Raw genomic sequence first — 25454 nt, 5'->3', positions numbered from 1 at the left:
AAACCCCCCAAAATTGACGGTGTCCAGGGTCAGGAAACCCCGGCGCCCTTTCCACGAGATCAGGTGGTTTTGCATGTTTCTGGCGCTTCAAACGCTGCTGCGCAGCCGCACACCGGCGCACATTCTTCTTCGGGCCGCGGTCGTGGTCCTGCTGGCCACCATCGTGGCCTTGTCCTTGTCTCGGCTGAACCGCGACCTCCAGGTGTCGTTCGACATGCGGACCGAACGCGCCGGACCGTTCCAGTTCTATTACGCCGGCCCCGACGCGGTCTTCAGCGAGCGCCAGAACGCCACCCGTTACACCAAGGCAGGGATCTGGCAGCGGCACACCATCGAGATCAACAGCCTGCGCCAATTCACCCAGATCCGCATGGACCCGATCACCGGGCCTGGCACGGTGGAGATCGGCGCGATCGAAATGAGCAGCCGCTGGGGCCAGCTCAGCCTCGTCGGTTCGACGTTCCAGGCCGCCATGTTCGGCATGCAGGACATGGTCATCGACGGCGTCGACCCCGATGTGATCCGCCTGCATGGCACCGGCCACGACCCCCATTTCCTCTTTCAACTGCCCCGGTCGGTGATCAAGCCGCGCATGGCCCAGCAGCTGCCGGCGGCCCTTCTCGCCGGCCTGGTTGCGGGGCTTTTGTGGCTGCTGCTGGACGTCGCACTGGACCGCCTGAAACGCGAGAGGCCCCAACATCACGCCCGGCTGCGCCAGATCGTCGCCCGTGGATGGATCGTGCCAATGGTGGTGTGCCTGGCCCTCACCTACCGCGCAGCCGACCGAATATCGGACGACCCGATCCTCGGCGACGGCATCCAGAACCTGTTGATGGCGGTCAACGTCTTCAAGCACAACACCTTTTCCCTCGACACCGGCGAACGCCTCAGGCCCACCAATTTCCGCGAACCGCTGGACCCTTTGCTGGTGGGGCTGCACCTCAAGCTCGCGGTGCCCGAGGCGGTGAACCGGCCGTTCGCGGACTTCCGTTCGGGCGAATTCGCCCGCACGGCCAAGTTGAGCAACCTGTTCTGGGTGTACGCGGGGCTGGTGGGCATCTGGATGCTCGCCCTGCGCGTGGGCGGCAACAACCTGATCGGGGTCGTTGCCGCAGGGCTGGCTTTCCAGATCTTTTTCCACGGTGGCACCTACATCGACACGCTCTACACCGAGCTCTCCACCGCCACACTCATGATCTGGGCCACCTTTGGGCTCTTGCGCTCGGTGCAAAAGCAGTCGATGGCATGGTTCCTGGGCTCGGGCGTGTTGATGGGGCTGCTGGCGCTGGGCAAGGCATCTTTCGTCTACATCGGGGCGGCAGCGGTGCCCTTGCTGATGCTCGCGCTGCTGGTGGCGCGCCGGCCCGACCGCTTCGCTTTCACCCGCGTGATGGTCTGGGGCCTGGCCATGAGCACCACCTTCCTGCTCACGCTCTCGCCCTGGCTGCTGCGCAACCAGGCGCAGTTCGGCAACATGCGCATCACCGAGCGCGGCGGGCTGATCCTCTGGGGCCGCGCCCACCTCAACAACATGAGCAACGACGAGGTGCTGGGCCTGATCTACGACCACAGCCCGTCTCTGTACAAAAAAGCCGTGGCTGGCACCCAGCTGGCCGCTGCGCCCGGTGATTTCGAGCGCGGTGGTCGCTGGCAGCGCCACAACCGCTACCTCTCCACCTTCTGGGAGTCAGACCGGCGCGCGGCCTATGCGGGCCAACCTGAAGAGGCGATCAGCTTCCACTACCACGCTGCCGCCCAGTACAACCAGCGCGTGTTCCAGCTGCGCGACCAGGGTCACCCCAACCCCGACCAGGCCGTGGGCGACGAGCTGAAGGCCGAGGCCTTCCAGTTGCTCAAGGAGCGGCCCTGGCGGCACGTGGTCATGACCCTGCCCTTCTTCTGGCACGGCTTCTGGAGTTTCAAGAAGGTGGAGGTACCGTGGGTGTCTCTGGAAACGCAAGACGCCATCGGGGAGGTGCTCAATTTGCTGGCCGGCGTGAGTCTGTTCGGCGTGTTTTTCTACGGGCTGCTGCGCCGCCACGCGCAGTGGGTGGCGGTGACCGTGCTGCCCGTCGGGTTGCTGGTGTTCTATGCCTTCCTGACCCACAACATCCCGCGCTACTCCACGCCCGCGCACCCGATGATGCTGCTGGCGTTCGTGCTGGTGCTGCGCACACTGTGGCTCCGCTGGCGAGCGCGCGGTCGGCGCGCCGGCCCGCAGCGGCTGGTGGGCTGACCCTGTACCGCCCAAGCGGCCCAAAAGACCGTCCATCCCGGAACATCCGGCGTGTAACGCCTCCGACATGGTGGCCCGGCAGCATCCATCCACGTTGTTGGAGTAGCGAATGCTGATCAAAACCGAAAAAGGCCGCCAGGAACTGCGCGTTGGCCACCGCTCGCTGGGCCAGCGCGAGCGGGCCATTCTGCTGTTGGCGGACGGGCAAACCACTGAAGCATCCCTTGCCACCCTGTTCGGCGGCGATGGGCGTGCGCTGCTGGACCGCTTGCTGAGCCATGGGTTCATTGAGCGCAAGGGCGCGCACGCTCCGGCGCCAGTGCCCCGAGCGGCCCCGGCCGTGGCCCATGGCGACCCGTTTGCCGGCACCCGATCACTGGCCACTGCACGCATGTTCCTCTTTGACCTGAGCGAGCGCCTCTTTGCGCCGCGCGACAAAACGCTGGCCCTGCATTACCGAGAGGCGCTGCGAGAGGCCCGCGACGCTGGCGCCATGCTGACCGTAGGGCGGGCGATGATCGTGGACGTGGAACGCTTGGCAGGCAGCCAGCGCGCCGACGGGATCAGCGAGCGCCTCGCCAAGCTGCTGCCGGCCGATCTGCTGCTGGACATGGCCTGATGCACGGCGTGAGCGCCGCACCGGGGCCGTTCCCAAGCAAAACTCGCACTGCAGCCGCAGGGCGCAGGCACTCAGATGAGCGCCTTACACCGCGTTTCCGGTAAACTCCTGCCAGTCAGGAGAGCGCTTCCCCGTGAAGCCGCCGAAGGCGCAGGCGACCGGTTCACCGGTCCTGAACGCTCAGGCAAAAGGACTGGCAACCACCGCCCGCAGGGTCGGTGTCCCCCACTGGAGAGAGGCCGCTGCCCACACGGGTCTGGCGGCCCACCGAAGGAGCAAACGTGGCATCGCCCGCGTGAATCTCTCAGGTAAAGCGGACAGTGGGGCAGCACACGGATGAACCGTGTTGTCCCCGCCACCCCGGTGTCGCGGGTTCTGCCCCACATGACCACGAGAGTCCGCCCGTGTCCGACACCACCGCCCTGCTCCAGACCCCGCTCAACGCCTTGCACCTTGAACTCGGTGCGCGCATGGTGCCCTTTGCCGGCTACAGCATGCCCGTGCAGTACCCAGCTGGCCTGAAGGCCGAGCACCACCACACGCGCAATGCCGCCGGCCTGTTCGACGTGTCGCACATGGGCCAGCTCACGCTCTCTGGCCCCGATGCCGCTGCTGCATTTGAATCATTGATGCCGGTGGACGTGATCGGTCTGGGTCTGAACAAGCAGCGCTACGGCCTGTTGCTCACCGACGAGGGCGGCATCATCGACGACCTGATGTTTGTGAACCGGGGCTCTGACATTTTTGTCATCGTCAACGGCGCCTGCAAACACGGCGACCTGGCGCACATTCAGGCGCGCATCGGTGGCCGCTGCACCGTCACCCCGCAGTTCGACCGCGCCCTGCTCGCCCTGCAGGGCCCGCAGGCCGTGACTGCGCTGCAGCGCCTGCTGCCCGGCGTGGAAAAGCTGGTGTTCATGACCGGTGCCGCGTTCACTTGGAACGGAGCCGACCTGTTCGTCACCCGCAGCGGCTACACCGGCGAAGACGGCTGCGAAATCTCCCTGCCCGCTGCCAGCGCCGAAGCCTTTGCCCGCGCCCTGCTCGCGTTGCCCGAAGTCAAACCCGTTGGCCTGGGCGCGCGCAACTCGCTGCGCCTCGAAGCCGGTCTGTGCTTGTACGGCAACGACATCGACACCACCACCACGCCGGTGGAAGCCGCGCTGAACTGGGCGATGCAGAAAGTGCGCCGCACCGGTGGCGAACGCGCCGGCGGGTTCCCGGGTGCCGAGCGCGTGCTGGGCCAGCTCGACAGCACCGAAGCCCTGACGCGCAAGCGCGTCGGCCTGATCGCGCTGGAGCGTGTGCCAGTGAGGGAGCACGTCGAACTGCAAAGCCTGGACGGCCAGAAAATCGGCGAAGTCACCAGCGGCCTGCTCGGCCCCACGGCCGACAAACCGGTCGCCATCGGTTACGTCGCCTCCGAATTCGCCGCCATCGGCACCCGCATCAACGCCCTCGTGCGCGGCAAGGCCGTGCCGATGGAAATCGCGCCCATGCCCTTCGTTCCCAATAGATACTTCCGCGGCTGAATCAGCCCTTTCCAACTTTCTTCACCGGAGCCCCCATGACCACCAAGTACACCGAAGACCACGAATGGATCACCGTTGACGGCGACATCGCCACCGTCGGCATCACCCACCACGCGCAGGACGCGCTGGGCGACGTGGTGTTCGTGGACCTGCCCGAAGTGGGCAAGACCTTCGCACAAAAGGACGTGGCCGGTGTGGTCGAGTCCGTCAAGGCCGCGGCCGACGTGTACATGCCCATCAGCGGCGAAGTCACCGAAGTGAATGAGGCCCTGCGCAACGACCCTTCACTGGCCAACAGCGACCCGCTGGGCGCTGGCTGGTTCTTCAAGGTCAAGCTGTCGGACGCCTCGCAGATCGACGCCCTGCTCGACGAAACCGCTTACACCGCTTTCTCCGCTTGACGTTTGGGCTCCCTCCCCCTCTGGGGGAGGGTTGGGGTGGGGGCTGGTGGCGCCAAGATGCCTGTTTGCCACGTTCGCTCGTTTCGACACGAGCCCCCATCCCAGCCTTCCCCCAGAGGGGGAAGGGGCAAGACAACAACCTCGAATCGAGTCACCTCGCTGGCTGCGGGTGCGATTCACCGTCTTGAACTTCTGACTTCCCCTTGCAACAAGGTATTCCCATGCTGATGCCGTCCGTCAAACCCCTGGATGAACTCGAAAACGCCTCGGAGTTCATCGCCCGCCACATCGGCATCAGCGAAGCCGACGAAACGCTGATGCTGTCCGTCATCGGTGAGGCTTCGCGCCGCGCGCTGATCGACGGCATCGTGCCGCGCAGCATCGCTCGCAGCACCGGCATGGACCTGCCGCCCGCGATCACCGAGGCCGCCGCGCTGGCCGAGCTGAAGGCCATTGCGGCGAAGAACCAGGTGTTCAAGAGCTTCATCGGCCAGGGCTATTACGGCACCCACACGCCCGGCGTGATCCTGCGCAACGTGCTGGAAAACCCCGCCTGGTACACCGCTTACACGCCCTACCAGGCCGAGATTTCGCAGGGCCGCATGGAGGCGCTGGTCAACTTTCAGACCATGGTGACGGACCTGACCGGCATGGCCATCGCCAACGCCTCGATGCTCGACGAAGCCACCGCCGCCGCCGAAGCCATGACCCTGGCCAAACGTTCGGTCAAGGCCAAGGGCAACGTGATCGTGGTGGCCGGCGACGCGCACCCGCAGACCATCGAAGTGGTGCAGACCCGCGCCAAGCCGCTGGGCCTGAGCGTGAAGCTCGCGAACTCGGCGCAGGAATGGGCCGATGCCCTGGCGGGTGACGACTACTTCGCCGTGCTCGCGCAGTACCCGTCCACCAGCGGCCGCATTGATGACCTGCGCGCCGAGGTGCAGATGGTGCATGGCAAACACGCCGCCTTCATCGTCGCGGCCGACCTGCTGGCGCTGACGCTGCTGGTGCCACCGGGCGAGTTCGACGCCGACATCGTGGTCGGCACCACCCAACGCTTCGGCATGCCCATGGGCGCGGGTGGCCCGCACGCCGCCTACATGGCCTGCCGCGACGAATTCAAGCGCTCACTGCCCGGCCGCCTGGTCGGCGTGAGCGTGGACACCCACGGCAACCCAGCCTACCGCCTCGCGCTGCAGACGCGCGAGCAGCACATCCGCCGCGAGAAGGCCACCTCCAACATCTGCACGGCGCAGGTGCTGCCGGCCGTCGTGGCCAGCATGTACGCCGTGTACCACGGCCCGCAGGGCCTGAAGCGCATCGCGCAGCGCGTGGCCGCCTACACCGCGGTGCTGGCGCAAGGCTTGCAGCAGCTGGGCCACACGCTGACCAGCGCGTCCGCCTTCGACACGCTGACCGTGAAGGCCGCCGACGCGGCCCAAGCCCAGGCCATCGTGGCCAAGGCGGTGGCCCAGGGCGCCAACCTGAAGCTGTCGTGGGGCCAGTACGTGAGCATGTCGCTCGACGAAACCACCACGCGCGAGGACATCGCCCTGCTGTGGTCGGTGTTCGCCAAGGACGGTCAGGCGCTGCCGACTTTCGACGCCTTCGAGAAGGGCATCGAGCCGCTGATCCCCGTCGAGCTGCGCCGCACCAGCGCTTACCTCACGCACCCGGTGTTCAACAGCCACCACTCTGAGACCGGCATGCTGCGTTACCTGCGCGCGCTGTCCGACAAAGACCTCGCGCTGGACCGCAGCATGATCCCGCTGGGCAGCTGCACGATGAAACTCAACGCGACCAGCGAGATGATCCCCATCACCTGGCCCGAGTTCGCCAACGTGCACCCCTTTGCTCCGGCCGACCAGTTGCAGGGCTACAAGGAATTGGACGAACAGTTGCGGGCCTGGCTGTGCCAGGCCACGGGCTACGCCGGCATCAGCCTGCAGCCCAACGCTGGTTCGCAAGGCGAATACGCCGGCCTGCTGGCCATCAAGGCCTTCCACGACTCGCGCGGTGAAGCCCATCGCAACATCTGCCTGATCCCCTCTTCAGCCCACGGCACCAACCCCGCCAGCGCCCAGATGGCGGGCCTGCAGGTGGTGGTGACCAAGTGCGACGAAAGCGGCAACGTGGACATGGCCGACCTGCAGGCCCAGTGCGAAAAACACAGCGCCAACCTGGCCTGCGTGATGATCACCTACCCGTCCACGCACGGCGTGTTCGAGACCACGGTCAAGGAACTCTGCGCCCTGGTGCACAGCCATGGCGGCCGTGTGTACGTGGACGGCGCCAACATGAACGCCTTGGTCGGTGTGGCAGCCCCCGGCGAGTTCGGCGGCGACGTGAGCCACCTGAACCTGCACAAGACCTTCTGCATCCCGCACGGCGGCGGCGGCCCGGGCGTCGGCCCGGTCTGCGTGGTGGCCGACCTCGTGCCCTTCCTGCCCGGTCACCGCGCGGGCGCCGAGCCAGCCGGTGTGTGCGGTACGCCAGAGACGGAGGACCCGTTCCGCGTCGGCGCCGTGAGCGCGGCCCCCCTCGGCAACGCCGCCGTGCTGCCCATCAGCTGGATGTACATCCGCATGATGGGCGCCGATGGCCTCAAGCATGCGACCGAGGCCGCCATCCTCGCCGCCAACTACATCAGCAAGCGCCTGGCGCCGCACTACCCCACGCTCTACGCGTCGGCCAACGGCCATGTGGCGCACGAGTGCATCCTGGACCTGCGTGGCCTGAAAGAAACCAGCGGCGTGATGGCCGAGGACGTGGCCAAGCGCCTGATGGACTACGGCTTCCACGCGCCCACGCTGAGCTTCCCGGTCGCCAACACGCTGATGGTCGAGCCCACCGAGAGCGAGACGCTGGAAGAGCTGGACCGTTTCATCGACGCGATGATCGCCATCCGCGAGGAAGTCCGCCGCGTCGAAAAAGGCGAATGGCCGCAAGACGACAACCCGCTGAAGAACGCGCCGCACACGGCCGACAACCTGATGAAGGCCGAATGGCCACACCCCTACGCACGCGACGTGGGCGCCGCCAGCACCTCGACCCGCGCACACGCCAAGTACTGGCCGCCCGTGGGCCGCATCGACAACGTCTACGGCGACCGCAACCTGTTCTGCAGTTGTGTGCCCATCAGCGAACTCGCCTGAACGAACGGGCTGGAATTAACAAGGGCGCCGGTGGCGCCTTTTTTCATGCCTCGGCTGGCGTCCCGAAACCCGCCACCCACGTCGGCAACTGCTCGCGCAGGATGCGCAGGGCGGGCGCCTCCTCGCGCTGTGCCAGCGTGACCAGACCGAAGCGCGCCGTGGCGTCCAGCTGTGGCGTCATGTCCAGCCGCACCAGCCCTTGCGCCGCGACGTCCGCCGTGAGCACGATGGCGTGGCTGCGCCGCGCCACCTCGACGATGCTCAAGGTCTCGTCGCAGCGCAAGGTCACCAAGTCGTCCGGGTTCGCTTGCGGGCCATAGCGCCCGATCAGCAGCCGCGCCACTTCGTCGCTCAGCGGCGTGGACGCCACCGGGTAGGCCAGCACGTCGTCAAGGGTGACCGCCCAACCCCGCTGGACCAGCGGGTGGTCGGGCCGCACCAGAAAACCCGCCCCCAGCTCAAAGGTCATCGCGATCTGCAGGTCGGCCGAGGGCCGCACCGAGCGCACGTCCACCACCGCGGCGTCCAGCAACTGCTCCCGCAGCGCATCGATCAGCACCCCCGTGTTGCCGCGTGAAATCTGCAGCTGCAGCTTGGGGTGTTGTTCGGCCATGTGCAGCATCAGCGGCGTCGACAACAAGGCGCCTGGCGCCGAGCTCAGGCCCACGCGCAGGGTGCCGATCAGGCCCGCATGCAGGCCTTTTCCGGTTTGTTTGAGCGCTTCCGCATCGCTCACCAGCCGCCGGGCGCGTTGCAGCACCTCGTGCCCGAACGGCGTGAGCGCAATGCGCCGCCCCAGGCGGTCGAACAGGCGCCCGCCCAGCTCGTCTTCCAGCGCCTGGATGCTGCGCGTGAGCGCGGGTTGCGTGAGGTACAGGGCCTTGGACGCCTGCACGAAGGTCCCCAGCTCGGCCAGCACCACAAAGTGCCTCAGTTGCACGAGGGTCATCCCGAACCTCCATTCAAAGTCATGGGTTGTTGCTCATCAATGCATTGGACTTTAATTCAGGCCTTTCCTAACATGCAACAAAGTTCATGTTTCAGGAGTGATTTGCATGGAACGACTCAGTGACACAGCGGTACAGGCATTCACCCGCCTGCGCCGCGACATCCACCAGCACCCGGAGCTGGCCTTCAACGAGCGCCGCACCGCGGCGCTGGTGGCGGCCCAGTTGGGCGCTTGGGGCTATGCCGTCACCACAGGCCTGGGCGGCACCGGCGTGGTCGGTCAACTGCAACGCGGCACGTCGCAGCGCCGCATCGGCCTGCGCGCCGACATGGACGCCTTGCCCATCGCCGAGGCCACCGGCGCGGCATGGGCCAGCTGCACCCACGGCGTCATGCACGCCTGCGGCCACGACGGCCACATCGCCATGCTGCTGGCGGCGGCGCAGCACCTGGCCACACAGGGGGATTTCGACGGCACGCTGAACCTGATCTTCCAGCCGGCTGAAGAAGGCGGCGGCGGCGCACTGAAGATGATGGAAGACGGCCTGTTTGAGCGCTTCCCCTGCGATGCGATTTTCGCCATGCACAACATGCCGGGCATGCCGCAGGGCCAGCTGGTGTTCCGCAGCGGGCCAACCATGGCTTCGTCGGACTACGCCACCGTCACGCTGCACGGTCAGGGCGGGCACGGCGCCATGCCGCACAAGGCGACCGACGTGGTGGTCGCAGCTGCCTCGCTGATCATGGCGCTGCAGACCGTGGTCTCGCGCCATGTGGACCCGATGCAGCCGGCCGTGGTCACCGTGGGCGCAGTGCACGCTGGCGAAGCCAACAACGTGATCCCCGCCGAGGCACGGCTGGAGATCAGCGTGCGCGCGCTGGACCCGCAGGTGCGCCGGAGCATGGAACAGCGCATCCGCGAGCTGGTGCAGTTTCAGGCACAGAGCCACGGTGTGCGCGCCGAGCTGGACTGGCGCCCGGGTTACGCGGTGCTGGTCAACGATGCGCAGCAGACCGCTCGCGCGCTCGCCGTCGCGCAAAAGCATTTCCCGGCGCAGCAGATCAACCCGCAGGGTCCCATGCTGACCGGCAGCGAAGACTTCGCTTTCATGCTCGAACGGGTGCCCGGCAGCTACCTGTTCATCGGCAACGGCGCCGACGGCGAGCTCGGCGCCTGCATGGTGCACAACCCGGCCTACGACTTCAACGACCTCAACATCGCCCCCGGCGCGACCTACTGGATCGCGCTGGTGCAGGACCTGCTTTCCCCCACCCCTTGAGAACCACGACAGGAGACAACACCATGAACGCACGCATCCGCATCCAGATGCTCATCGCCGGCGCCGCACTGGCCACCCTCGGACTGACCGGCACGGCCATCGCCCAGACCTTCCCCGCCAAACCGGTGACGCTGATGGTCCCCTACCCGGCCGGCGGCCTGTCGGACGTGATCGCGCGCTCGGTCAACATCACCCTGGGCAAGCAGCTCGGCCAGCCGGTGGTGATCGAAAACCTGGGCGGCGCCAGCGGCTCCATCGCAGCGCAGAAGGTGCTCAACGGTCCCTCGGACGGCTACACCGTGTTCCAGGGTTCGCCCAATGAACTGATCCTGGCACCGCTGGCGATTTCATCGATCAAGTTCAAGAGCGAAGACTTCCGCCTGGTGCAGATGATCGCCACCGCGCAGATCGCCTTCCTGGCCAAGAAAGACCTGCCGGTCAACTCCGTGGACGAATTCGTGGACCACGCCCGCAAGGCCGCCAAGGACGGCAAGCCGCTGACCTTTGCCAGCGTCGGCCCGGGTTCGTTCTACCACCTGCTCGGCGAGCACCTGTCCAAGGTCACCGGCATTCCGATGATCCATGTGTCCTACAAGGGCGCAGCCCCCGCCGAGCAGGACCTGATGGCCGGCCAGGTCGATTTCTTCCTCGCGCCCTACGGCAAGAAGTACGACGAGATGCACAAGACGGGCCGCGTCAAGGTGCTGGCCATGCTCAACAGCGAGCGGCTGGAGAGCGTGAAGCAGTACCCCGCCGTCAGCGAAAGCAAGCAGCTCAAGGACTTCACCTTCAAGATCTGGACCGGTTACTTCGTGAAGAAGGACACCCCGGAGCCAGTGGTCACCGCGTTGCACAAGGCCATCACCGGCACGCTGGGCGATCCGGCCGTGCACGCCGCGCTCGAAGCCAACAGCCAGCTGCTGCCCAAACCACAGACGCTCGCCGAAGCCGACAAGGCCTATACCGACGGCACACAACAGTTCCGCGCCATCGTCAAATCCATCGGTCTGCAGGCACAATAAGCGCCTTCTTCCGTTGATCGGGAGAGACCGGCCCTGCAACGGGAACCGGCGCCGAAGGAGCAACCGCCCCGGAAACTCTCAGGCAAAAGGACCGATCGACGCACCGCGCCCATCACGGCGCACAACTCTGAAGAGTGGCCGGGATTCGTCGTCCCGGCCCACCGCAGGAGCAAGCCCGCCACCACGGTGGGTGAATCTCTCAGGTCACAAACAGAGGGGGTCATGGCCCGCACACGGTGTGCGGGTCGTGCCCTTCATTGTTTGACGGCTTTCCAAGAGATTCCCATGGCACAGCAACACCTCATCGTCATCGGCGGCGGCATCACCGGCGTCACCAGCGCTTACGCCCTCGCCCGTCAGGGTCACCGCGTCACCCTGATCGAAAAACACCGCTACGCGGGCATGGAAACCAGCCATGCCAACGGCGGACAACTCTCGGCCTCCAACGCCGAAACCTGGACCCACCCGTCCACCCTCATCAAGGGCCTGAAGTGGATGCTCAAGGCCGACGCGCCGCTGCTGGTGAACCCCAAGCCCTCATGGCACAAGCTCAGCTGGTTCGCCGAGTTCGTGGCGTCCATCCCCAAGTACCGCGACAACACCATCGCCACCGCGCGCCTGGCGATTGCCGCGCGCGAGCACCTGTTCGGCTGGGCCGAGCGGGAACACATCGATTTCGACCTGAAACAACAAGGCATCCTGCACATCTACCGCGACCGCGCCGGCTTCGAGCACGCGGGTGAAGTGTCCAAGCTGCTGGCCGAAGGCGGCCTGCCGCGCCGCGCCGTCACGCCCGACGAGATGCGCGCCATCGAACCCACGCTGGCCGGCGAGTACTTTGGCGGCTACTACACCGAGAGCGACAGCACCGGCGACATCCACAAGTTCACCCACGGCCTGTCTCTCGCCTGCGAGCGCCTGGGCGTGAAGCTGCTGACCGGCCACACCGTGACGCGCGTGCAGAGCGATGGCGCGTCTGCGCAAGTGACGCTCTCCAGCGGCGAAGTGGTGAGCGGCGACGCGGTCGTCGTTTGCGCCGGCGTGCACAGCCGCGCCTTGGGCGCGCAGCTGGGCGACCGCCTCAACGTCTACCCGGTCAAGGGCTACTCCATCACCGTGATGCTCAACGACGAGCAGAGCCAGGCCGCCGCACCGCAGGTCAGCCTGCTCGACGACGAAACCAAGCTCGTCACCAGCCGCCTGGGCGCCGACCGCTTCCGCGTGGCCGGCACAGCCGAGTTCAACGGCATGAACCTCGACATCCGCGCCGACCGCATCCGCCCGCTGGTGGACTGGGTGAACCAGTGCTTCCCGGGCGTGAGCACGCGCCGCGTGGAGCCCTGGGCCGGCCTGCGGCCCATGATGCCCAGCATGCTGCCGCGCGTGGGTGCTGGCCGCCGGCCCAACGTGTTCTACAACACCGGCCACGGCCACCTGGGCTGGACGCTCTCTGCCATCACGGCGCACCAGCTGACCGGGCACGTGTCACAGTGGCAAGCGGGACTGGCGCCGCGCGCTGTGCTGCGATCCGCCACGGCTTGAAGTGAAGCACCCCCGCGCCGCTTCGCGTCACCCCCTCAAGGGGGCGGCACTGGCCGTCCGGCAAAGCCGGCCCGGCGGTGCCCTGGGCTGCACCGCTTCAGGTGTTGCGGGTGGCGCTCCGGCGCCATGAAAGACAGATACCGGCCCCTACAACCAATACAAGGAGACACCATGGCCATTTCGGCTTTTGATCTGTTCAAGATCGGCATCGGCCCCAGCAGCTCGCACACTGTGGGGCCCATGCGGGCTGCGCGGCTGTTCGTTGCCGGTTTGCAGACCCACGGCCTGCTCACGCAGGTGGCGCGCGTGCACTGCGGGCTGTACGGTTCGCTGGGCGCCACCGGCAAGGGCCATGGCAGCGACAAGGCCGTGCTGCTCGGTCTGTGCGGGCACGAGCCCGAGTCGGTGCCGATCGAGTCGGTGGAATCGACCATCGATGGCATCCGCTCATCTGGAAGCATCCGCTTGCTGGAGCAGCACACCGTGGCCTGGAACGACCGCGAAGACCTCTCCTTCTTCCGCAACCAGACCCTGCCCTTCCACGCCAACGGCATGCGCCTGAGCGCCTGGGACGCCGCCGGCACGCTGCTCACCGAGCGCACCTACTACTCGGTGGGTGGCGGCTTCATCGTCACCGACGAAGTGGCCGCCGACGGCAGCAAGCAGAAGGTGATCGCGCCCGACGCGACCCAGTTGCCCATCCCGTTTTGCTCCGGCGACGAGCTGCTGGTGCGGTGTCGCGAACAAGGCCTGTCCATCGCCGGCGTGATGCGCGCCAACGAGCGCCACTGGCGCAGCGACGACGAGGTGCGCGACGGGCTGCTGCGCATCTGGGTGGCGATGCAGGCCTGCGTGGAGCGCGGCTGCCGCACCGACGGCGTGCTGCCCGGTGGCTTCAAGGTCCGCCGACGCGCACCGCAGCTCTACCGCGACCTCACACAACACCCCGAAAAGGCCCTGACCGACCCGCTGGCCGTGCTCGACTGGGTCAACCTCTACGCGCTGGCGGTGAACGAAGAAAACGCCGCCGGTGGCCGCGTGGTCACAGCGCCCACCAACGGCGCGGCCGGCATCGTGCCCGCCGTGCTGCACTACTACCGGCGCTTCGTGCCCAGTTCCACCGACGAGGGCGTGGTCGACTTCCTGCTCACCGCCGCGGCCATCGGCATCCTCTACAAGGAGAACGCCAGCATCAGCGGTGCCGAGGTGGGCTGCCAGGGCGAGGTGGGCGTGGCCTGCTCCATGGCGGCGGGTGCCCTGTGCGCGGTGCTGGGCGGCACGCCCGAACAGGTCGAGAACGCGGCCGAGATTGGCATGGAACACCACCTGGGCCTGACCTGCGATCCGGTGGGCGGCCTGGTGCAGATTCCTTGCATCGAGCGCAACGCCATCGCCTCGGTCAAGGCCATCAACGCCGCCCGCATGGCGATGCGCGGCGACGGCGTGCACCACGTCAGCCTGGACAAGGTCATCAAGACCATGCGTGAGACCGGCGCCGACATGAAGACCAAATACAAGGAAACCTCACGCGGCGGGCTGGCGGTCAACATCGTGGAGTGCTGAGCGCCGGGCCTCGCCGTGGCGCGAGGCCGGTCAATTCATCCAGTTGCCGATGTCCGCGTTGTAACCCTCGCCCCCGGCTTCGCCGTCGGCTCCCAGGCTGAACACGTCGATGTCGCCGTGCAGGCCCGGGGCGCGGTACTGCAGTTCGTTGCCCCAGGCGTCCTTGGGGATCTTGTCCATGTAGGGGCGCCAGTTGCTCGGGATCTTGCCGCTGCTGGGCTTTTGGGCCAGAGCCACCAAGCCCTGGCCAGAGCTGGGGTAAGCCCCGGAATCGAGCTTGTACAGGTTCAGGGCCTGCACGATGTCGGCCACCTGCTGCTTGCTGGCCGCCACCCGCGCATCGTTGGGGCGGTCCATGATCTTGGGAATCACCAGCGCGCCAAGAATGCCCAGGATGGTGATGACGACCAGAATTTCGATCAGCGTGAAGCCGCTGTTTTTGCGGATGCGTGGCATGTGAAAAGTCCTCGTTCAAAGATTCAGTTGGGAAATGCGCAGGGTGTAGTGGTTGGGCGCTCCGGTGGGTTGCAGGTAGTCGCCAAGAAAACCCGGGAACTGGCTGGCCAGCCCGGCTTTGTCGGTCAGCTCGCCGGTGAATTGAAACCCCTGTTGTGCCGAGTGGCTGCCCTGGCCGGCGAGCGTCAGCGGGCCGTCCTGGCTGGTGATCGAGAAACTCACCCCGGCCGCCTCGCTGTGGCCCTTCAGCGCGAAGGAGCCCAGCGCCCCTTGGGGCATCAGGCTGGTGGCGGCGTTGAGCCATTCCATATCGATCTGGGATATCCGCATGGCATGCCGGTCGCCCTGCGCTGAAATCTGCTGGAAGCTCAACAGGCCTTGCCATTCGCCTTTGTTCAAGATACCGGGCAACAGCGGCGTGAGGTCCCTGGCCTCCACGGTCAGTCCACGAAGTTGGGCTTTCCACCCGTTCCAGCCGATCTGCACATCGCCCACCGGCTGCCCATGGGCCTGCATCTGGAACAGCAGGCCGCCGTTCTGAAAACCACCGAATTTCCAGCCCAGCGGGGGCAGGGAGACCTGGCGCGGGTCTTTGTCGCGCCGGCCGGTGACCACCCCGCGCCCGTTCCACAGTGTGCCTTCGGCGTCAGCCAGGTCCCATGCGTCGTGGCTGGCCTGCCGCAACACCGCGCCGATGAGGCTGGCCGGGGCCTGCCACACGATGAACACCAGGGTCAGCAGGCCGGTGAGGATGATTTGATGGCTGCGCTTCACCGTTCAGTCCTTTTCCTGTTCCAGCGTGGCCTGGATCTCGACCATGCCCGGCAGATCAGCCCGGGTGACCTTGGCTTTTTGCACCACCAGACGCATGTCTTTCTGCACCGCTGCGACCCACTCCACCCAATGGTCGAAGGGCACCAGGCCTTGCAGACCGACCTGATCCGCAGTGTCCAGCGACTGGATGATTTGAGTGGGCAAGCCATGCTTGGACAGGGAATCGGATACCTCGATCATGTACACCCCTTTGACGTTGCCACCCGCCCGGGGAAGCTGCTTGAGCCGCTGCAGCTCTTCGGCCTGAACATGCATGCGGCCCAGCACTTGCCGTTCGGCCGCCAGCTGGGCCTGGGCCCGTTCCTGGGCCGCCACCAGCGCAGACCCGCACCAGACCAGCGCCGCCACGGCCATGCCGGCCAACCAGACCGCCAACAGGCGCTGGTCCCGCCGGGACAGGCCTTTCCACCAGGATTGAAATTGCTTCATGGCCAGACCTCCCGCCAAGCCGCCTCAAGGGAGGGATGCGCCCACTCGGGGGGCAGCGAACAGATGTGAGCGTGGAGGTTCATGGTTGTTCCTCAGCCACCAGCGCCGTGGTGACGACGCCGTTGTTGCTCGATTGCGTGACCGCCGTGTAGCCACGCTGCTGCATGCCGGCTTCCAGCGCGCGGGCATCCTGGGCGGTGCCGCTCCAGACCACGATCAGGCGGCCTTGCTCGTAGTCCAGGCTCGTCAGCTGGGCCTGAGGAAGTTGCTGCGACAGTGCAGCCAGCACCGGCACCAACTCGTTCGGTTGCGATTCGCCCACGCGCGCGCGCGCGGCCTGCCACAGCCGTTGCAGCTGGCGGGCGGGTTGGTCGGTGTCGTCGGCGCTGCCGCTCACCTCCTGCCAGAACGCCAGTTGCTCGGCCTTGACCTGGTGGATGGACCACCACGCCTTGCCCAGGCTGGCCACGCCCATCAGCGCCAGGAGGAACCCGCAGGCCGCGATCACGAGCAGCGCCTTCTTGAAGGCAGGTTCGGACATGAGCTGGCGCCGCGGCATCCAGTCGCCCACCAGCAGGTTGGGGCTGGGCTGCGCCAAGGTACTGCGCCAGTCCAGCGCCGCCGCGCGCTGCACGGGAATGCCCCACTCTGCCTCCAGCCCCTCGAACAGCGTGGGGGTCACGCCGTGCAACACCACCCGTGCCGGAGACTGATCAAGCGCCTGCGCCCGGCGCAAGACCAGCGCCACGGGGAGTTCACCGACGGCGGGCGTGTCCAGCTCCAGCGCCGCGATGCCATCGTGCAACCACAGCGGGCCGTCGTCGTTCTGGAAAATCCGCCACGCGTCCGGAGCGGCGGAGAGTTTTTCCGCCAGCGACTCCACGCGCGTCAAGGGCCGGCCCAGCTCCTGCATGCTGGCCAGCAATTGCTCCAGCCGCAGGCGCTGCACAGTGCAGCAGACCACGCCATCGCCCTGCTGACGCAGAGGAATCACGACCAAGCGGCCCAGGTCGTCCACCAACCGGTCTTCCAGCGCCATGGCCACCGCGTTGGCGTCTTTCCAGTTCACCCCGGGCGGCAGTTTCACCGAGTGGTAGACCAGTTGCTCCGGGGAGAGGATGGTGACGTGCTCGGTGGCCTGGGGCCACCGCTTGGGCACGTCGCGCCCAGAGCTGACGAGGTGCGGGCCCTCGACCAGGCTCCAGGGGCAGTCCAGGTGCTGGTGCGGCCAGCCCGTATCGGTATGGAGATACAGAGTTCGACTCATGGGCGCTTCATCCAAACAACATCGGGCCAGGCCCCGGGTTTTCGTCTCAACAGGGCGACCGCGGACGCCCGCCCCTGCTCAAAGGTAGTGTGCACTTCCACCTTGAAAAAATCGCTGCGCACCGAAATGGCGTCGGTGCGGAATGTGTCCCTGACCTCACCACTGAGCAGGGTGTAGAAGTCGGGGGTGAAATCAAAGGGCTTCGCGGCACGCCGATCAACGATGGCTTTGGCCTGCTCGAAACTCAGGCCCGGCACGAAGGCGTAAATCAATTCAAGCGGCGCGGTGTTCACGTTCAGCTTGGAATCGGTCCTGGGCAACAGCGTGATGTATTTGTCCAGTTTTTCGATCACTTCCGGGGTGTAGCCGAGAATGCCTTCCAGGCTGGCCAAGCCCATGTAGCGCACGCGTTCGTTCACCTTGCCCGACAGCGCCGATCTCAAAGAACCGGCCAGAGCGGGGGACAGCTCCAGCGCCCGCAGCAGGCGCTCGTACTGCCCCCAGGCGTAGGGGTCGCCCGCCAACAGCCAGGCCATGTTGAACTTGGCCTGTTCGTCAAACATCTGGCCGCTGATTTCACCGCCTGCCACCGGGATGGGCGGCACCCGCGTGGCCCAGGCTTCGCCCAGGTAGTCTTTGCCGACACGTTGGCGCTGCCGCTCGTAAAGCACCGAGCGCGCCCAATCCACGCCGCCCATCACCAGCCGGTGCGACTGGCGCGCGTCGCGCAATACGTTCACTTGCGTGACCCAGATATCGACACGCCAGAGGATGGCCGACGCCAGCACGGTGACCACGGCCACGATCAGCAGGGCCATCAGCAGGGCAACGCCTCGCTGATGGCGGTTGGGGGCCTGGATGCGACGGCTCATGGCAGGGCGAAGATCCGTGTGACATCGCGCCCGTCGTCCAGCGCCAGGGCCACGCGCAAGGCATGCGGCCGGGCATAGGCCACGCCTTCTTGCGGCCAGCGGTCGTGCCATGTGCCCTGGCCGTCCAGGAACGACAGGCTCATGGCCCGCACGCCGTCGAGCAGCGGCGTCTCCAGGTCCGGTGCGTTGACGGCCGCCCGATCGGTGCCGGGCAAGGTCTCGCGCGGGCGGGACAGATCGGCCCCCTGCGTGCGCAGCAGGGTGTCGTTGCGCACGCTGTACTGGACGGGCAGCACGCTGCCCGCCGCCCCCCAGATGGCCCACTGGACCGTGGCCCCCTGACCCTGCCAGCGGACCTCGGCCACGTCTGTGGGCAGGCCGTCCGCGCCGGTGGTGACGTCTTCGCCCACCCGCGCCCAGGCCATGGCGATGCTGCGCCAGCGCGCCTGTTCGTCGTACACCACGTCACGGGCCCGGATGACCTGCGTCAGGCCTTTGCTGGCCATGACGCCCAGCACGGCCAGCAAGGCCATGGCGACCATGACTTCCAGCAGCGTCATGCCGCGGGTGTGGCGAGGCGCGTTCAAAGGGGCGCCTCCCAGGGTTGGCGAACCCTGCGGGTCAGATAGCCCTGCACCACCACCTTCGCCGTCGGATCGTCTTTCAGGGACACATGCACGTCCACCTTGCGGGCCAGCGGGCTGGGGGTGTCGCTCACCTCTTCCGAGACGACGAAATCCTGCCCGCACTGGCGTTCGGTCTGCGCGGGCTGCATGCCCGCCTCCAGCCAGTCGGCGCGGGCGTGGTGCATTTCGAGCCGGTTCTGCCCCACCCAGTCGGCGCACATTTGCGTGCGCAGGCGCAGCGCATTGGCCGCCGTCAGGCCCGTGGACCGCACGGCCGCGATGAGGCCGATGCTGAGCACCAACAAGGCGACCAGCACCTCCAGCAGGCTGATGCCCCGCACGCCTTGGTTGCCACGACGTGACCCGGCACGGTTCAAGCTTTGGTGTCGCATCAGCCCCCGGGCTCCACCGTTTGAACGACGCCACCGGAAGCGGTGGTGTCGAGCCGGACCAGCCGCTGCCCGTCGCGCAACCGAATGCGCAGCAGCGGCGGCGTGGCGCCGATGAACTCGATGCGCAGCGGCGGCTGCAGTGCTTTGTTGTCCAGCCAGGTCTGCTCGATGCGGACATCGTCGGCCAGTTGACCCGCCCGCAGCGCGGCGGCGTCGTGGGGGCGCAGCCAAGTGCCATCGGCGTGGCGCTTCTCAAAGTGGTAGCGGCGCCCGTCAGACACCAGGCGCAGGTGCTGGCCGCCGATCACGCTGGCGAACATGGCGGCTTCCAGGGTGGCCACGAACTTCTCCGTGGACACCTGCCGCTGCACCGCCGCCGCGCTGCGGGTGTCGGGCATCGCCATGGCCAGCATCACCCCCAGGATGACCATCACCACCAGGAGTTCGATCAGCGTGAAACCTCGCTGGTTCATGGACGGGACAGCCCAGTGCCATCGCGGAACCGGCTTAGCCGGGCCGCAGATGGCGTCCCCCTCCCGCGAAGCGAGAGAGGGGGAAGGCGCGAAGCGACGCAGGGGGCGCTTCACATCAGCACCTGGTTGATGTTGAAGATGGGTTGCAGGATGGCCAGCACAATCATCAGCACCATGCCGCCCATGACCAGGATCATCAGCGGCTCCAGCAACCGGATCAGGATGGCCACGTCGTGCTCCAGCGACAGCTGTTCCAGCCGCGCGGCTTGCGCCAGCATCTCGGCCAGTTGGCCGCTTTGTTCGCCGCTGGCGATGAGGTTGATCAGCAAGGGCGGGAAACCATCCTTGTGTTTGAGGGAGCGGCTCAGGCTCTTGCCAGCGTTCACTTCTTGAAGCGCGTGGGCCACGATCTCCTTGAGCGGCAGGCGCTCCAGCAGACCCTTGCCAGCTTCCAGCGCCAACAGCAGCGGCACGCCGCTGCGCACCAGAATGGCCAAGGTGCTGGCGAACCGCGCGGTGTCGGCGGAGCGCAGCAGCTTGCCCACCACGGGAAAGCGCAGCAGCCGCACGTCCACCGCCCGGCGAAAGCCGTATTTCTGCATGGCGTTGCGCCACCACAGGCCACCCAGCAGCGCCACACCCAGGGCGTAGCCCCCGCCTTCGCGCACGGCGCCGCTCACGGCCAGCAGGGCGCGGGTGAGCAGCGGCAGCGTCTGGCGCTGGTTCTCGAACACCGTCACCACCTGGGGCACCACATAGGCCAGCAGCACGCCCACCACCGCCAGGGCCACCACCAGCATGACCAGCGGATAGATCATGGCCTCCAGCGTCTTGCTGCGCAGCGACTGGCTCTCGGCCAGGTAGTCGGCCAGGCGCGACATGACCTCGCTGAGCTCGCCCGCCGTTTCGCCTGCCTTGATGAGGGCGATGTACAGCGGCGGAAAGCTGCGCGGGTGCATGGCCAGGGCGCTGGCCAGGCTGTGGCCGGCGCGGACCTCGTTGCGCACCGCGTTGATGATGAGTCCGTGCGCGGGCTTGTCCACCTGGCCGGCCAGCGTGACCAGCGAGGCGTCCACATTCAGGCCCGCGCGCAGCAGCGAGGCCCACTGCTGCGTCAGCAGAAACAAGGCCCTGGGCGGGATGCGGCTGCGGCGCCCGCCCGCCCCGGGGGCGTGGGCGCTGGCCTCGTCCACCGACACCGGCAGCAAGCCCTTGTCGCGCAGGCTGGTGCGCAACTGGGCGGCGCTGTCGGCCTCCTGGCTGCCTTCCACCCGGGCACCGGTAGCGTCGATGGCCTGGTAGCGGAAGGACTTCAACGGTCGCCCGCCACGCGCATCAACTCGTCCACCGAGGTCACGCCCGAGCGCACCCAGCGCTGGCCGTCTTCCTGCAACAGGCGCAGGCCACTGTGCTCGCGTGCGGTGTCGCGCAGCACGTGCTCGCCCGCGCCGTCGTGCACCAGCCGGCGCAGCCGGTCGTCCACGGACAGCCACTCGTAAATGCCCAACCGACCCGCGTAGCCGGTGCCGCGGCATGCCGAGCAGCCGCGTGGCCGGAAGGGGCGGCCCTGCGTGTCGGCATCGTCCGCATACACCGGGTCGGGTTCCTTGCAGTGCGGACACAGCTGTCGCACCAGACGCTGGGCCAGCACCCCGATCAGGCTGGACGCCAGCAGAAACGGCTCCACCCCCATGTCCACCAGGCGGGTGATGGCGCTGACCGAGTCGTTGGTGTGCACGGTGGCCAGCACCAGGTGGCCGGTCAGGCTGGCCTGGATGGCGATCTGTGCGGTTTCCAGGTCGCGGATCTCGCCGATCATCACCACGTCCGGGTCCTGCCGCAGCAGCGCGCGCAAGGCGCGGGCAAAGGTCATGTCGATGCGCGAGTGGATCTGCACCTGGCCAACGCCCGCCAGGTCGTACTCCACCGGATCTTCCACCGTCATGATGTTGCGGTTGCGGGAGTTCATGCGCATCAGCGCGCCATAGAGCGTGGTGGTCTTGCCTGAGCCCGTAGGACCTGTCACCAGCACGATGCCGTGCGGTGCGTGGATGGCGGCGTCAAAGCTGGCCAGCGTGTCCGGCGCCATCCCCAGCACCGCCAGGTCCATGCGCTTGGGGTCTTTGTCCAGCAGGCGCATCACCACACGCTCGCCATGCGAGGTGGGCACCGTGGACACGCGCACGTCCACCGTCTTGCCCGCCAGCCGGATGGCGATGCGCCCGTCCTGCGGCAGGCGCTTTTCGGCAATGTCCAGTTGCGCCAGGATCTTGATGCGTGAGGACATGGCCGCGTGCAGCGCCCGGTGCGGCGCCAGCACCTCCACCAGCTCGCCGTCGCGGCGCATGCGCACCACGGTGCGGCTTTCTTCGGGCTCGATGTGGATGTCCGACGCCCCCTCGCGCACGGCCTGGGCAATCAGCGCGTTGATCAACCGGATCACCGGCGCATCGCCGTCACTGGCCAGCAGGTCTTCCACCGGCGGCAGGTCGTTGACCAGCTGGTCCAGATCCACCTCCTGGCCGGCGGTGTCCACGATGGACGCGGCGCTGTCCGAGCCGTCCGAATAGATCGTGGTGAGCGCCTGCGAGAACTCGTCGTCGGGCACCACCTTGATGGGCACCTGCGCCCCCACGGCGCGGCGCACCTCGGCCAACGCCGCCACCGGCGTGGCCTGGCACACCCACAACACCGGATCGCCGGCGGCGGCATGCAACAGCACGCCGTGGCGACGGGCAAACAGGTAGGGAATCCGGCCCGGGGCCAATGTTTTCAGAGCCACCATGGGCTACCTTGGCGCAGACATTGGCGCGGTGGGCTCTGGCGTCGGTGCCGCCTGCGCGGGCACCATGCTGAGCGAGGTGCTGGTTTTCAGGCCCATCGGGCTCAGCAGGGGGCCGGCTTCCTGCTTGATCGCTTCGTTGGTCTCCTTCTGCAGGCCCCGGATGTAGGCATACCGATCCATGGACAGTGCGGTGTCAGCGTCGGCCGAGCGCAAGGTCTTGGGGCGGATGAACACCAGCAGATTGGTCTTGGTGCGCGCCTTGCTGGTGTGGCGGAACAGCCCGCCGAGCAACGGAATATCGCCCAAACCAGGCACCTTGTTTTCCACGTCGCTCAGACTGTCCTGCAACAGGCCGCCCAGCACAATGAGGCCCCCGTCCTGCACCTGCACCGCCGTCTCAATGGTGCGGGTGTTGATGACAGGACCCGAGGCGCTGCTGAGTGAACTGGGCACCACGGAAGAGGCTTCCTGAACGATCTTCATTCGAACCATGCCACCCTCTGACACCTGGGGCAGGATGCGCAGGGACAACCCCACCTTGCGCCGTTCGAAGGTCTGGAAGGGGGTGGCCGTGGCCGTCGAGGCGGTCGACGAATAACTGCCGGTCACGATCGGGACGTCCTGCCCGATCATGATCTGGGCCTCCTGGTTGTCCAGCGTCATCAGGTTGGGTGTGGACAGGATGTTGCCGCTGTTGGTGGTCTCCAGAAATGTGGCGAGTGCCAGCAGATTGGTGATGATGTCCCCGTTGGGCAGCGTGATGGTGCCGTTGGCAACTCCCAGACTCAGGCCCGCCCCGCTTCCCAGGGGGTTCTTGCTCATGCCCAGGATGCCAGTGTTCGCTCCGACGAAATTGGTGCCGCCCACCACGCGGGTGCCGTCGACCCCTTTGTCCAGACCGCCCAGTGCCTGCCACTGGAAGCCGAACTGAGCGGCAGTGTCGCTGCTCACCTCGGCAATCAGGGCCTCCACATAAACCTGCGTGCGGCGCAGGTCCATCTGCTTGATGACCTTGCGCAGCCGCTCGATCACGATGTTCGGCGCACTGATCAGGATGGCGTTGTTGGCCACGTCTGCCTGCACGTAACTTCCCTGCACCAATCCGCCCGCCGTTTGCCAGCCGCCACCAGCCCCGGCGGCGCTGCCCGTGGCCGACTGAGCACTGTTGTTCGAACCACCACCGGCCACCAGGCCAGACTGTCGGTTGGGGTTGAGCGACGAGCTGCTTCCCCCTTCTGCGGACGGAGAACCCGCGGCCTTCGCAGTGGACGGGTCGGCCGAGAGGATGGCGCGCAACATTTGGGCCACTTCACTGGCCACCGCGTTCCGCAGGTAGATCACCTCGATGTTGCCCCCAGCCTCGGGACGGTCGACCTGCTTGATGAGCTGCTGCGCCCGCAGGAGCTTGCCGGGCGAGCTGCTGCGGATCAACAGACTGTTGCTGTGCGGCTCTGCGTACACGGCAAACCCGTCGCCCGTCAGGGCAACCGGACTGCCAGCCGAAGCACCACTGGTCGCAGTTGATCCGGCGTTTGCTGCTTGCTGGACCGGCCCGTCTGCCATCAGGTTCTGAATGATGGGCGCGAGATCGGTGGCTGTGGCGTAGCTCAGGGGCACCATCACCGGAAGTCCCATGCCCGGCACGTCGATGGCTCCCAGCACCACCTCCAGTCGCTTCAGGTTCTGCGCGTAATCGGTCACCACCAGCGTGTTGTTTGCAGCAGAGGCGACCACGGTAGCGGCGCTGTGCAGCAACGGCTTGATCGCCGCACCGACCGCCTGAGCAGCCTCGTACCGCAACTGAAACATCCGAGTGGTGATGACATCGCCAGGGCTGCCGTTCACCCCCAGTCCCACCGACTGCTGCCGGGCGTCTGCCTCAGGAAGGATTCGCACCACCTTGCCGTCATCCACTGCTGCAAAGCCCTGCAGTCTCAATGCTGCAATCAGTGTCGGGTACACCAGGGACCGAGGCATGGGCGCCGCAGACACCATGTTCAGATTGCCTTTGACCTTGGAGTCAATGACAAACGTCTTGCCGGTTATCTCGGAAGCCAGCTTCAAAACGCCCGCGATGTCAGCGTTGGCGAGATTGAGCGTGACGGGATCTTCATTGGCGTTTGCCGCGAATACGCACAGCGAAAAACCACAAGCCACCAAAAGCTTGCAAACATTCATGGAAGACCTTTGGTCGATATGACTGGGGCATCGCCCCCGTTGCTGAGATCAGGGACAACAGCCTGGGAGTCCTTGCGTTCCCCGGATTCCGCTCTCAAGGAGATCACGCTTTTTTGGCCATTCAAGGTCAAAGTCACAGCGTCTGGCGCCACCTCCAGCACCTGATGACCAGTAGGCAATTTATCTCCAACCCGTACTACTTTGGACTCTGGATCACCAGCCGACGAAAGCACGGCAAAACCCATCCCGCCTGGCCGAACGTAGGTACCCAACACCGACCACTCAGCTTGCACCACAACGACAGTCGGGGCACCTGGGGTTCCCGGCATCGAGGATTCGGCAGTACCAAACAATCGATTGCGTTGAATCCGGGCAACCTCCTCGACCAGAGAGGGCAAAGCGCTCGGCGCCAATGATTGCCCGACCCCCATAAAGAAGAAGGCAAACCACCAGAAAAAATTCGCCATAAGCCAGGCCACGGCAACACTAGCAGCACCAGAAAACATCCACAACAATAAATCGGCCGCACGCACCGACCTAAAGCTGCACAACCAATGCCATCCTGATTTGATTTCCATTGCCATGTACGATTCAAACCAGGTCGACTATGATGAATCAGATATACCAAAAGACCAACCGCCCAACGAGGGCGGCTGGTTACTAAAAATTAAACTCGGAACGTGTGCCAAGAGTCGAACCGACGCTCCTCCCTGTTGGTCGACCAGTTGCCAAACCGAGGACCACCATCCCAGTTGTACCACCACCTACCAGATGGCTGCGCAATATGGACAGAGCAAGACCTGTTTGGATCACGACGGTCTGCCCCCTGGAAAACCCCACCCAC

At 66.3% G+C, this 25454-nt stretch carries 23 protein-coding genes and 4 riboswitches; of the genes, 10 read left to right on the top strand and 13 right to left on the bottom strand.

Features of this window, described 5'->3' with window-relative positions; translation table 11 throughout:
- The first annotated feature begins 73 nt into the window (after nt 1–73).
- The 5 genes from B0E41_RS06515 to gcvP all read left to right on the top strand — a co-directional run bounded on the left by B0E41_RS06515 (nt 74) and on the right by gcvP (nt 7943).
- The gene (locus tag B0E41_RS06515; protein ID WP_077330148.1) at nt 74–2236 is read left to right on the top strand and encodes a hypothetical protein; all 2163 of its coding nucleotides are present in this window, start codon (nt 74–76) and stop codon (nt 2234–2236) included.
- A 109-nt stretch (nt 2237–2345) separates the two neighbouring features.
- Entirely contained in the window at nt 2346–2855 is a 510-nt protein-coding gene (locus B0E41_RS06510; protein ID WP_077330146.1) for a hypothetical protein, read from the top strand.
- Nucleotides 2856–2961: 106 nt separating this feature from the next.
- Nucleotides 2962–3061, top strand: a riboswitch (glycine riboswitch).
- 12 nt (nt 3062–3073) lie between these two features.
- Nucleotides 3074–3186, top strand: a riboswitch (glycine riboswitch).
- 73 nt (nt 3187–3259) lie between these two features.
- Nucleotides 3260–4387: a glycine cleavage system aminomethyltransferase GcvT gene (gene gcvT, locus B0E41_RS06505; RefSeq protein ID WP_077330144.1), complete on the top strand. Its 1128-nt coding sequence runs from the start codon at nt 3260–3262 to the stop codon at nt 4385–4387.
- Nucleotides 4388–4422: 35 nt separating this feature from the next.
- Entirely contained in the window at nt 4423–4788 is a 366-nt protein-coding gene (gene gcvH, locus B0E41_RS06500) for a glycine cleavage system protein GcvH (protein WP_077330142.1), read from the top strand.
- Nucleotides 4789–5009: 221 nt separating this feature from the next.
- Nucleotides 5010–7943 (top strand): aminomethyl-transferring glycine dehydrogenase, encoded by a 2934-nt coding sequence (gene gcvP, locus B0E41_RS06495; RefSeq protein ID WP_077330140.1) that lies wholly within the window; start codon nt 5010–5012, stop codon nt 7941–7943.
- A gap of 43 nt (nt 7944–7986) precedes the next feature.
- On the opposite strand, the gene B0E41_RS06490 is transcribed toward gcvP, so the two are convergent.
- Entirely contained in the window at nt 7987–8892 is a 906-nt protein-coding gene (locus B0E41_RS06490; protein WP_077330138.1) for a LysR family transcriptional regulator, read from the bottom strand.
- Between the two features lie 106 nt (nt 8893–8998).
- On the opposite strand from B0E41_RS06490, the gene B0E41_RS06485 reads away from it, so the two are divergent.
- The 4 genes from B0E41_RS06485 to B0E41_RS06470 all read left to right on the top strand — a co-directional run bounded on the left by B0E41_RS06485 (nt 8999) and on the right by B0E41_RS06470 (nt 14298).
- On the top strand, nt 8999–10171 hold the full coding sequence (locus B0E41_RS06485; protein ID WP_077330136.1) for a M20 aminoacylase family protein: 1173 nt from the start codon (nt 8999–9001) through the stop codon (nt 10169–10171).
- A gap of 23 nt (nt 10172–10194) precedes the next feature.
- Nucleotides 10195–11193 carry a tripartite tricarboxylate transporter substrate binding protein gene (locus B0E41_RS06480; RefSeq protein WP_077330134.1) on the top strand — a complete coding sequence of 333 codons (999 nt, stop codon included), beginning with the start codon at nt 10195–10197 and terminating at the stop codon, nt 11191–11193.
- Nucleotides 11194–11201: 8 nt separating this feature from the next.
- A riboswitch (glycine riboswitch) is annotated at nt 11202–11297 on the top strand.
- 13 nt (nt 11298–11310) lie between these two features.
- Nucleotides 11311–11417, top strand: a riboswitch (glycine riboswitch).
- A gap of 61 nt (nt 11418–11478) precedes the next feature.
- Nucleotides 11479–12735 (top strand): D-amino acid dehydrogenase, encoded by a 1257-nt coding sequence (locus tag B0E41_RS06475; protein ID WP_077330132.1) that lies wholly within the window; start codon nt 11479–11481, stop codon nt 12733–12735.
- Between the two features lie 171 nt (nt 12736–12906).
- A complete protein-coding gene (locus B0E41_RS06470; protein ID WP_077330130.1) occupies nt 12907–14298 on the top strand; it encodes an L-serine ammonia-lyase in 1392 nt (463 codons plus the stop codon).
- 30 nt (nt 14299–14328) lie between these two features.
- On the opposite strand, the gene gspG is transcribed toward B0E41_RS06470, so the two are convergent.
- From gspG to B0E41_RS06405, 12 genes are all read right to left on the bottom strand, one after another.
- The gene (gene gspG / locus B0E41_RS06465) at nt 14329–14754 is read right to left on the bottom strand and encodes a type II secretion system major pseudopilin GspG (protein WP_077330128.1); all 426 of its coding nucleotides are present in this window, start codon (nt 14752–14754) and stop codon (nt 14329–14331) included.
- Between the two features lie 15 nt (nt 14755–14769).
- Nucleotides 14770–15528: a type II secretion system protein N gene (gene gspN / locus B0E41_RS06460; RefSeq protein WP_077330126.1), complete on the bottom strand. Its 759-nt coding sequence runs from the start codon at nt 15526–15528 to the stop codon at nt 14770–14772.
- 3 nt (nt 15529–15531) lie between these two features.
- Nucleotides 15532–16017: a type II secretion system protein M gene (locus tag B0E41_RS06455; RefSeq protein WP_077330124.1), complete on the bottom strand. Its 486-nt coding sequence runs from the start codon at nt 16015–16017 to the stop codon at nt 15532–15534.
- A 79-nt stretch (nt 16018–16096) separates the two neighbouring features.
- The gene (locus tag B0E41_RS06450) at nt 16097–17284 is read right to left on the bottom strand and encodes a type II secretion system protein GspL (protein ID WP_077330122.1); all 1188 of its coding nucleotides are present in this window, start codon (nt 17282–17284) and stop codon (nt 16097–16099) included.
- Complete coding sequence (gene gspK / locus B0E41_RS06445) at nt 17281–18156, bottom strand: type II secretion system minor pseudopilin GspK (RefSeq protein ID WP_171984688.1); 876 nt, start codon at nt 18154–18156, stop codon at nt 17281–17283. Before gspK ends, B0E41_RS06450 begins: the two co-directional genes overlap by 4 nt.
- Nucleotides 18153–18743: a type II secretion system protein GspJ gene (locus tag B0E41_RS26500; RefSeq protein WP_143433700.1), complete on the bottom strand. Its 591-nt coding sequence runs from the start codon at nt 18741–18743 to the stop codon at nt 18153–18155. The genes gspK and B0E41_RS26500 overlap by 4 nt, the downstream gene beginning before the upstream one ends.
- Entirely contained in the window at nt 18740–19174 is a 435-nt protein-coding gene (gspI, locus tag B0E41_RS06430) for a type II secretion system minor pseudopilin GspI (protein WP_077330116.1), read from the bottom strand. The genes B0E41_RS26500 and gspI overlap by 4 nt, the downstream gene beginning before the upstream one ends.
- On the bottom strand, nt 19174–19647 hold the full coding sequence (locus tag B0E41_RS06425; protein WP_077330114.1) for a prepilin-type N-terminal cleavage/methylation domain-containing protein: 474 nt from the start codon (nt 19645–19647) through the stop codon (nt 19174–19176). The genes gspI and B0E41_RS06425 overlap by 1 nt, the downstream gene beginning before the upstream one ends.
- Nucleotides 19648–19757: 110 nt before the next feature.
- Complete coding sequence (gspF, locus tag B0E41_RS06420; protein WP_171984687.1) at nt 19758–20963, bottom strand: type II secretion system inner membrane protein GspF; 1206 nt, start codon at nt 20961–20963, stop codon at nt 19758–19760.
- Nucleotides 20960–22432: a type II secretion system ATPase GspE gene (gene gspE / locus B0E41_RS06415; protein ID WP_077330110.1), complete on the bottom strand. Its 1473-nt coding sequence runs from the start codon at nt 22430–22432 to the stop codon at nt 20960–20962. The genes gspF and gspE overlap by 4 nt, the downstream gene beginning before the upstream one ends.
- Before the next feature lie 3 nt (nt 22433–22435).
- On the bottom strand, nt 22436–24610 hold the full coding sequence (gene gspD, locus B0E41_RS06410) for a type II secretion system secretin GspD (RefSeq protein WP_077330108.1): 2175 nt from the start codon (nt 24608–24610) through the stop codon (nt 22436–22438).
- Complete coding sequence (locus B0E41_RS06405; RefSeq protein ID WP_077330106.1) at nt 24607–25194, bottom strand: type II secretion system protein N; 588 nt, start codon at nt 25192–25194, stop codon at nt 24607–24609. Before B0E41_RS06405 ends, gspD begins: the two co-directional genes overlap by 4 nt.
- Here B0E41_RS06405 and B0E41_RS27320 point away from each other — a divergent pair.
- A partial coding sequence (locus B0E41_RS27320) for a hypothetical protein (protein WP_216350737.1) occupies nt 25193–25454 on the top strand: 262 nt, incomplete at its 3' end. The genes B0E41_RS06405 and B0E41_RS27320 overlap by 2 nt on opposite strands.

Source organism: Hydrogenophaga sp. A37, assembly GCF_002001205.1.
Lineage (GTDB): Bacteria > Pseudomonadota > Gammaproteobacteria > Burkholderiales > Burkholderiaceae_C > Hydrogenophaga.
This window is presented reverse-complemented; position numbering and strand designations above follow the sequence as displayed.

What these genes read in the sequence shown, in the direction of transcription:
- B0E41_RS06515 (WP_077330148.1), top strand. Translation starts at nt 74, where the DNA reads ATGTTTCTGGCGCTTCAAACGCTGCTGCGCAGCCGCACACCGGCGCAC.
- B0E41_RS06510 (WP_077330146.1), top strand. Translation starts at nt 2,346, where the DNA reads ATGCTGATCAAAACCGAAAAAGGCCGCCAGGAACTGCGCGTTGGCCAC.
- gcvH (WP_077330142.1), top strand. Translation starts at nt 4,423, where the DNA reads ATGACCACCAAGTACACCGAAGACCACGAATGGATCACCGTTGACGGC.
- gcvP (WP_077330140.1), top strand. Translation starts at nt 5,010, where the DNA reads ATGCTGATGCCGTCCGTCAAACCCCTGGATGAACTCGAAAACGCCTCG.
- B0E41_RS06490 (WP_077330138.1), bottom strand. Translation starts at nt 8,892, where the DNA reads ATGACCCTCGTGCAACTGAGGCACTTTGTGGTGCTGGCCGAGCTGGGG.
- B0E41_RS06485 (WP_077330136.1), top strand. Translation starts at nt 8,999, where the DNA reads ATGGAACGACTCAGTGACACAGCGGTACAGGCATTCACCCGCCTGCGC.
- B0E41_RS06480 (WP_077330134.1), top strand. Translation starts at nt 10,195, where the DNA reads ATGAACGCACGCATCCGCATCCAGATGCTCATCGCCGGCGCCGCACTG.
- B0E41_RS06475 (WP_077330132.1), top strand. Translation starts at nt 11,479, where the DNA reads ATGGCACAGCAACACCTCATCGTCATCGGCGGCGGCATCACCGGCGTC.
- B0E41_RS06470 (WP_077330130.1), top strand. Translation starts at nt 12,907, where the DNA reads ATGGCCATTTCGGCTTTTGATCTGTTCAAGATCGGCATCGGCCCCAGC.
- gspG (WP_077330128.1), bottom strand. Translation starts at nt 14,754, where the DNA reads ATGCCACGCATCCGCAAAAACAGCGGCTTCACGCTGATCGAAATTCTG.
- B0E41_RS06455 (WP_077330124.1), bottom strand. Translation starts at nt 16,017, where the DNA reads ATGAAGCAATTTCAATCCTGGTGGAAAGGCCTGTCCCGGCGGGACCAG.
- B0E41_RS06450 (WP_077330122.1), bottom strand. Translation starts at nt 17,284, where the DNA reads ATGAGTCGAACTCTGTATCTCCATACCGATACGGGCTGGCCGCACCAG.
- gspK (WP_171984688.1), bottom strand. Translation starts at nt 18,156, where the DNA reads ATGAGCCGTCGCATCCAGGCCCCCAACCGCCATCAGCGAGGCGTTGCC.
- gspI (WP_077330116.1), bottom strand. Translation starts at nt 19,174, where the DNA reads ATGCGACACCAAAGCTTGAACCGTGCCGGGTCACGTCGTGGCAACCAA.
- B0E41_RS06425 (WP_077330114.1), bottom strand. Translation starts at nt 19,647, where the DNA reads ATGAACCAGCGAGGTTTCACGCTGATCGAACTCCTGGTGGTGATGGTC.
- gspE (WP_077330110.1), bottom strand. Translation starts at nt 22,432, where the DNA reads ATGGTGGCTCTGAAAACATTGGCCCCGGGCCGGATTCCCTACCTGTTT.
- gspD (WP_077330108.1), bottom strand. Translation starts at nt 24,610, where the DNA reads ATGAATGTTTGCAAGCTTTTGGTGGCTTGTGGTTTTTCGCTGTGCGTA.
- B0E41_RS06405 (WP_077330106.1), bottom strand. Translation starts at nt 25,194, where the DNA reads ATGGCAATGGAAATCAAATCAGGATGGCATTGGTTGTGCAGCTTTAGG.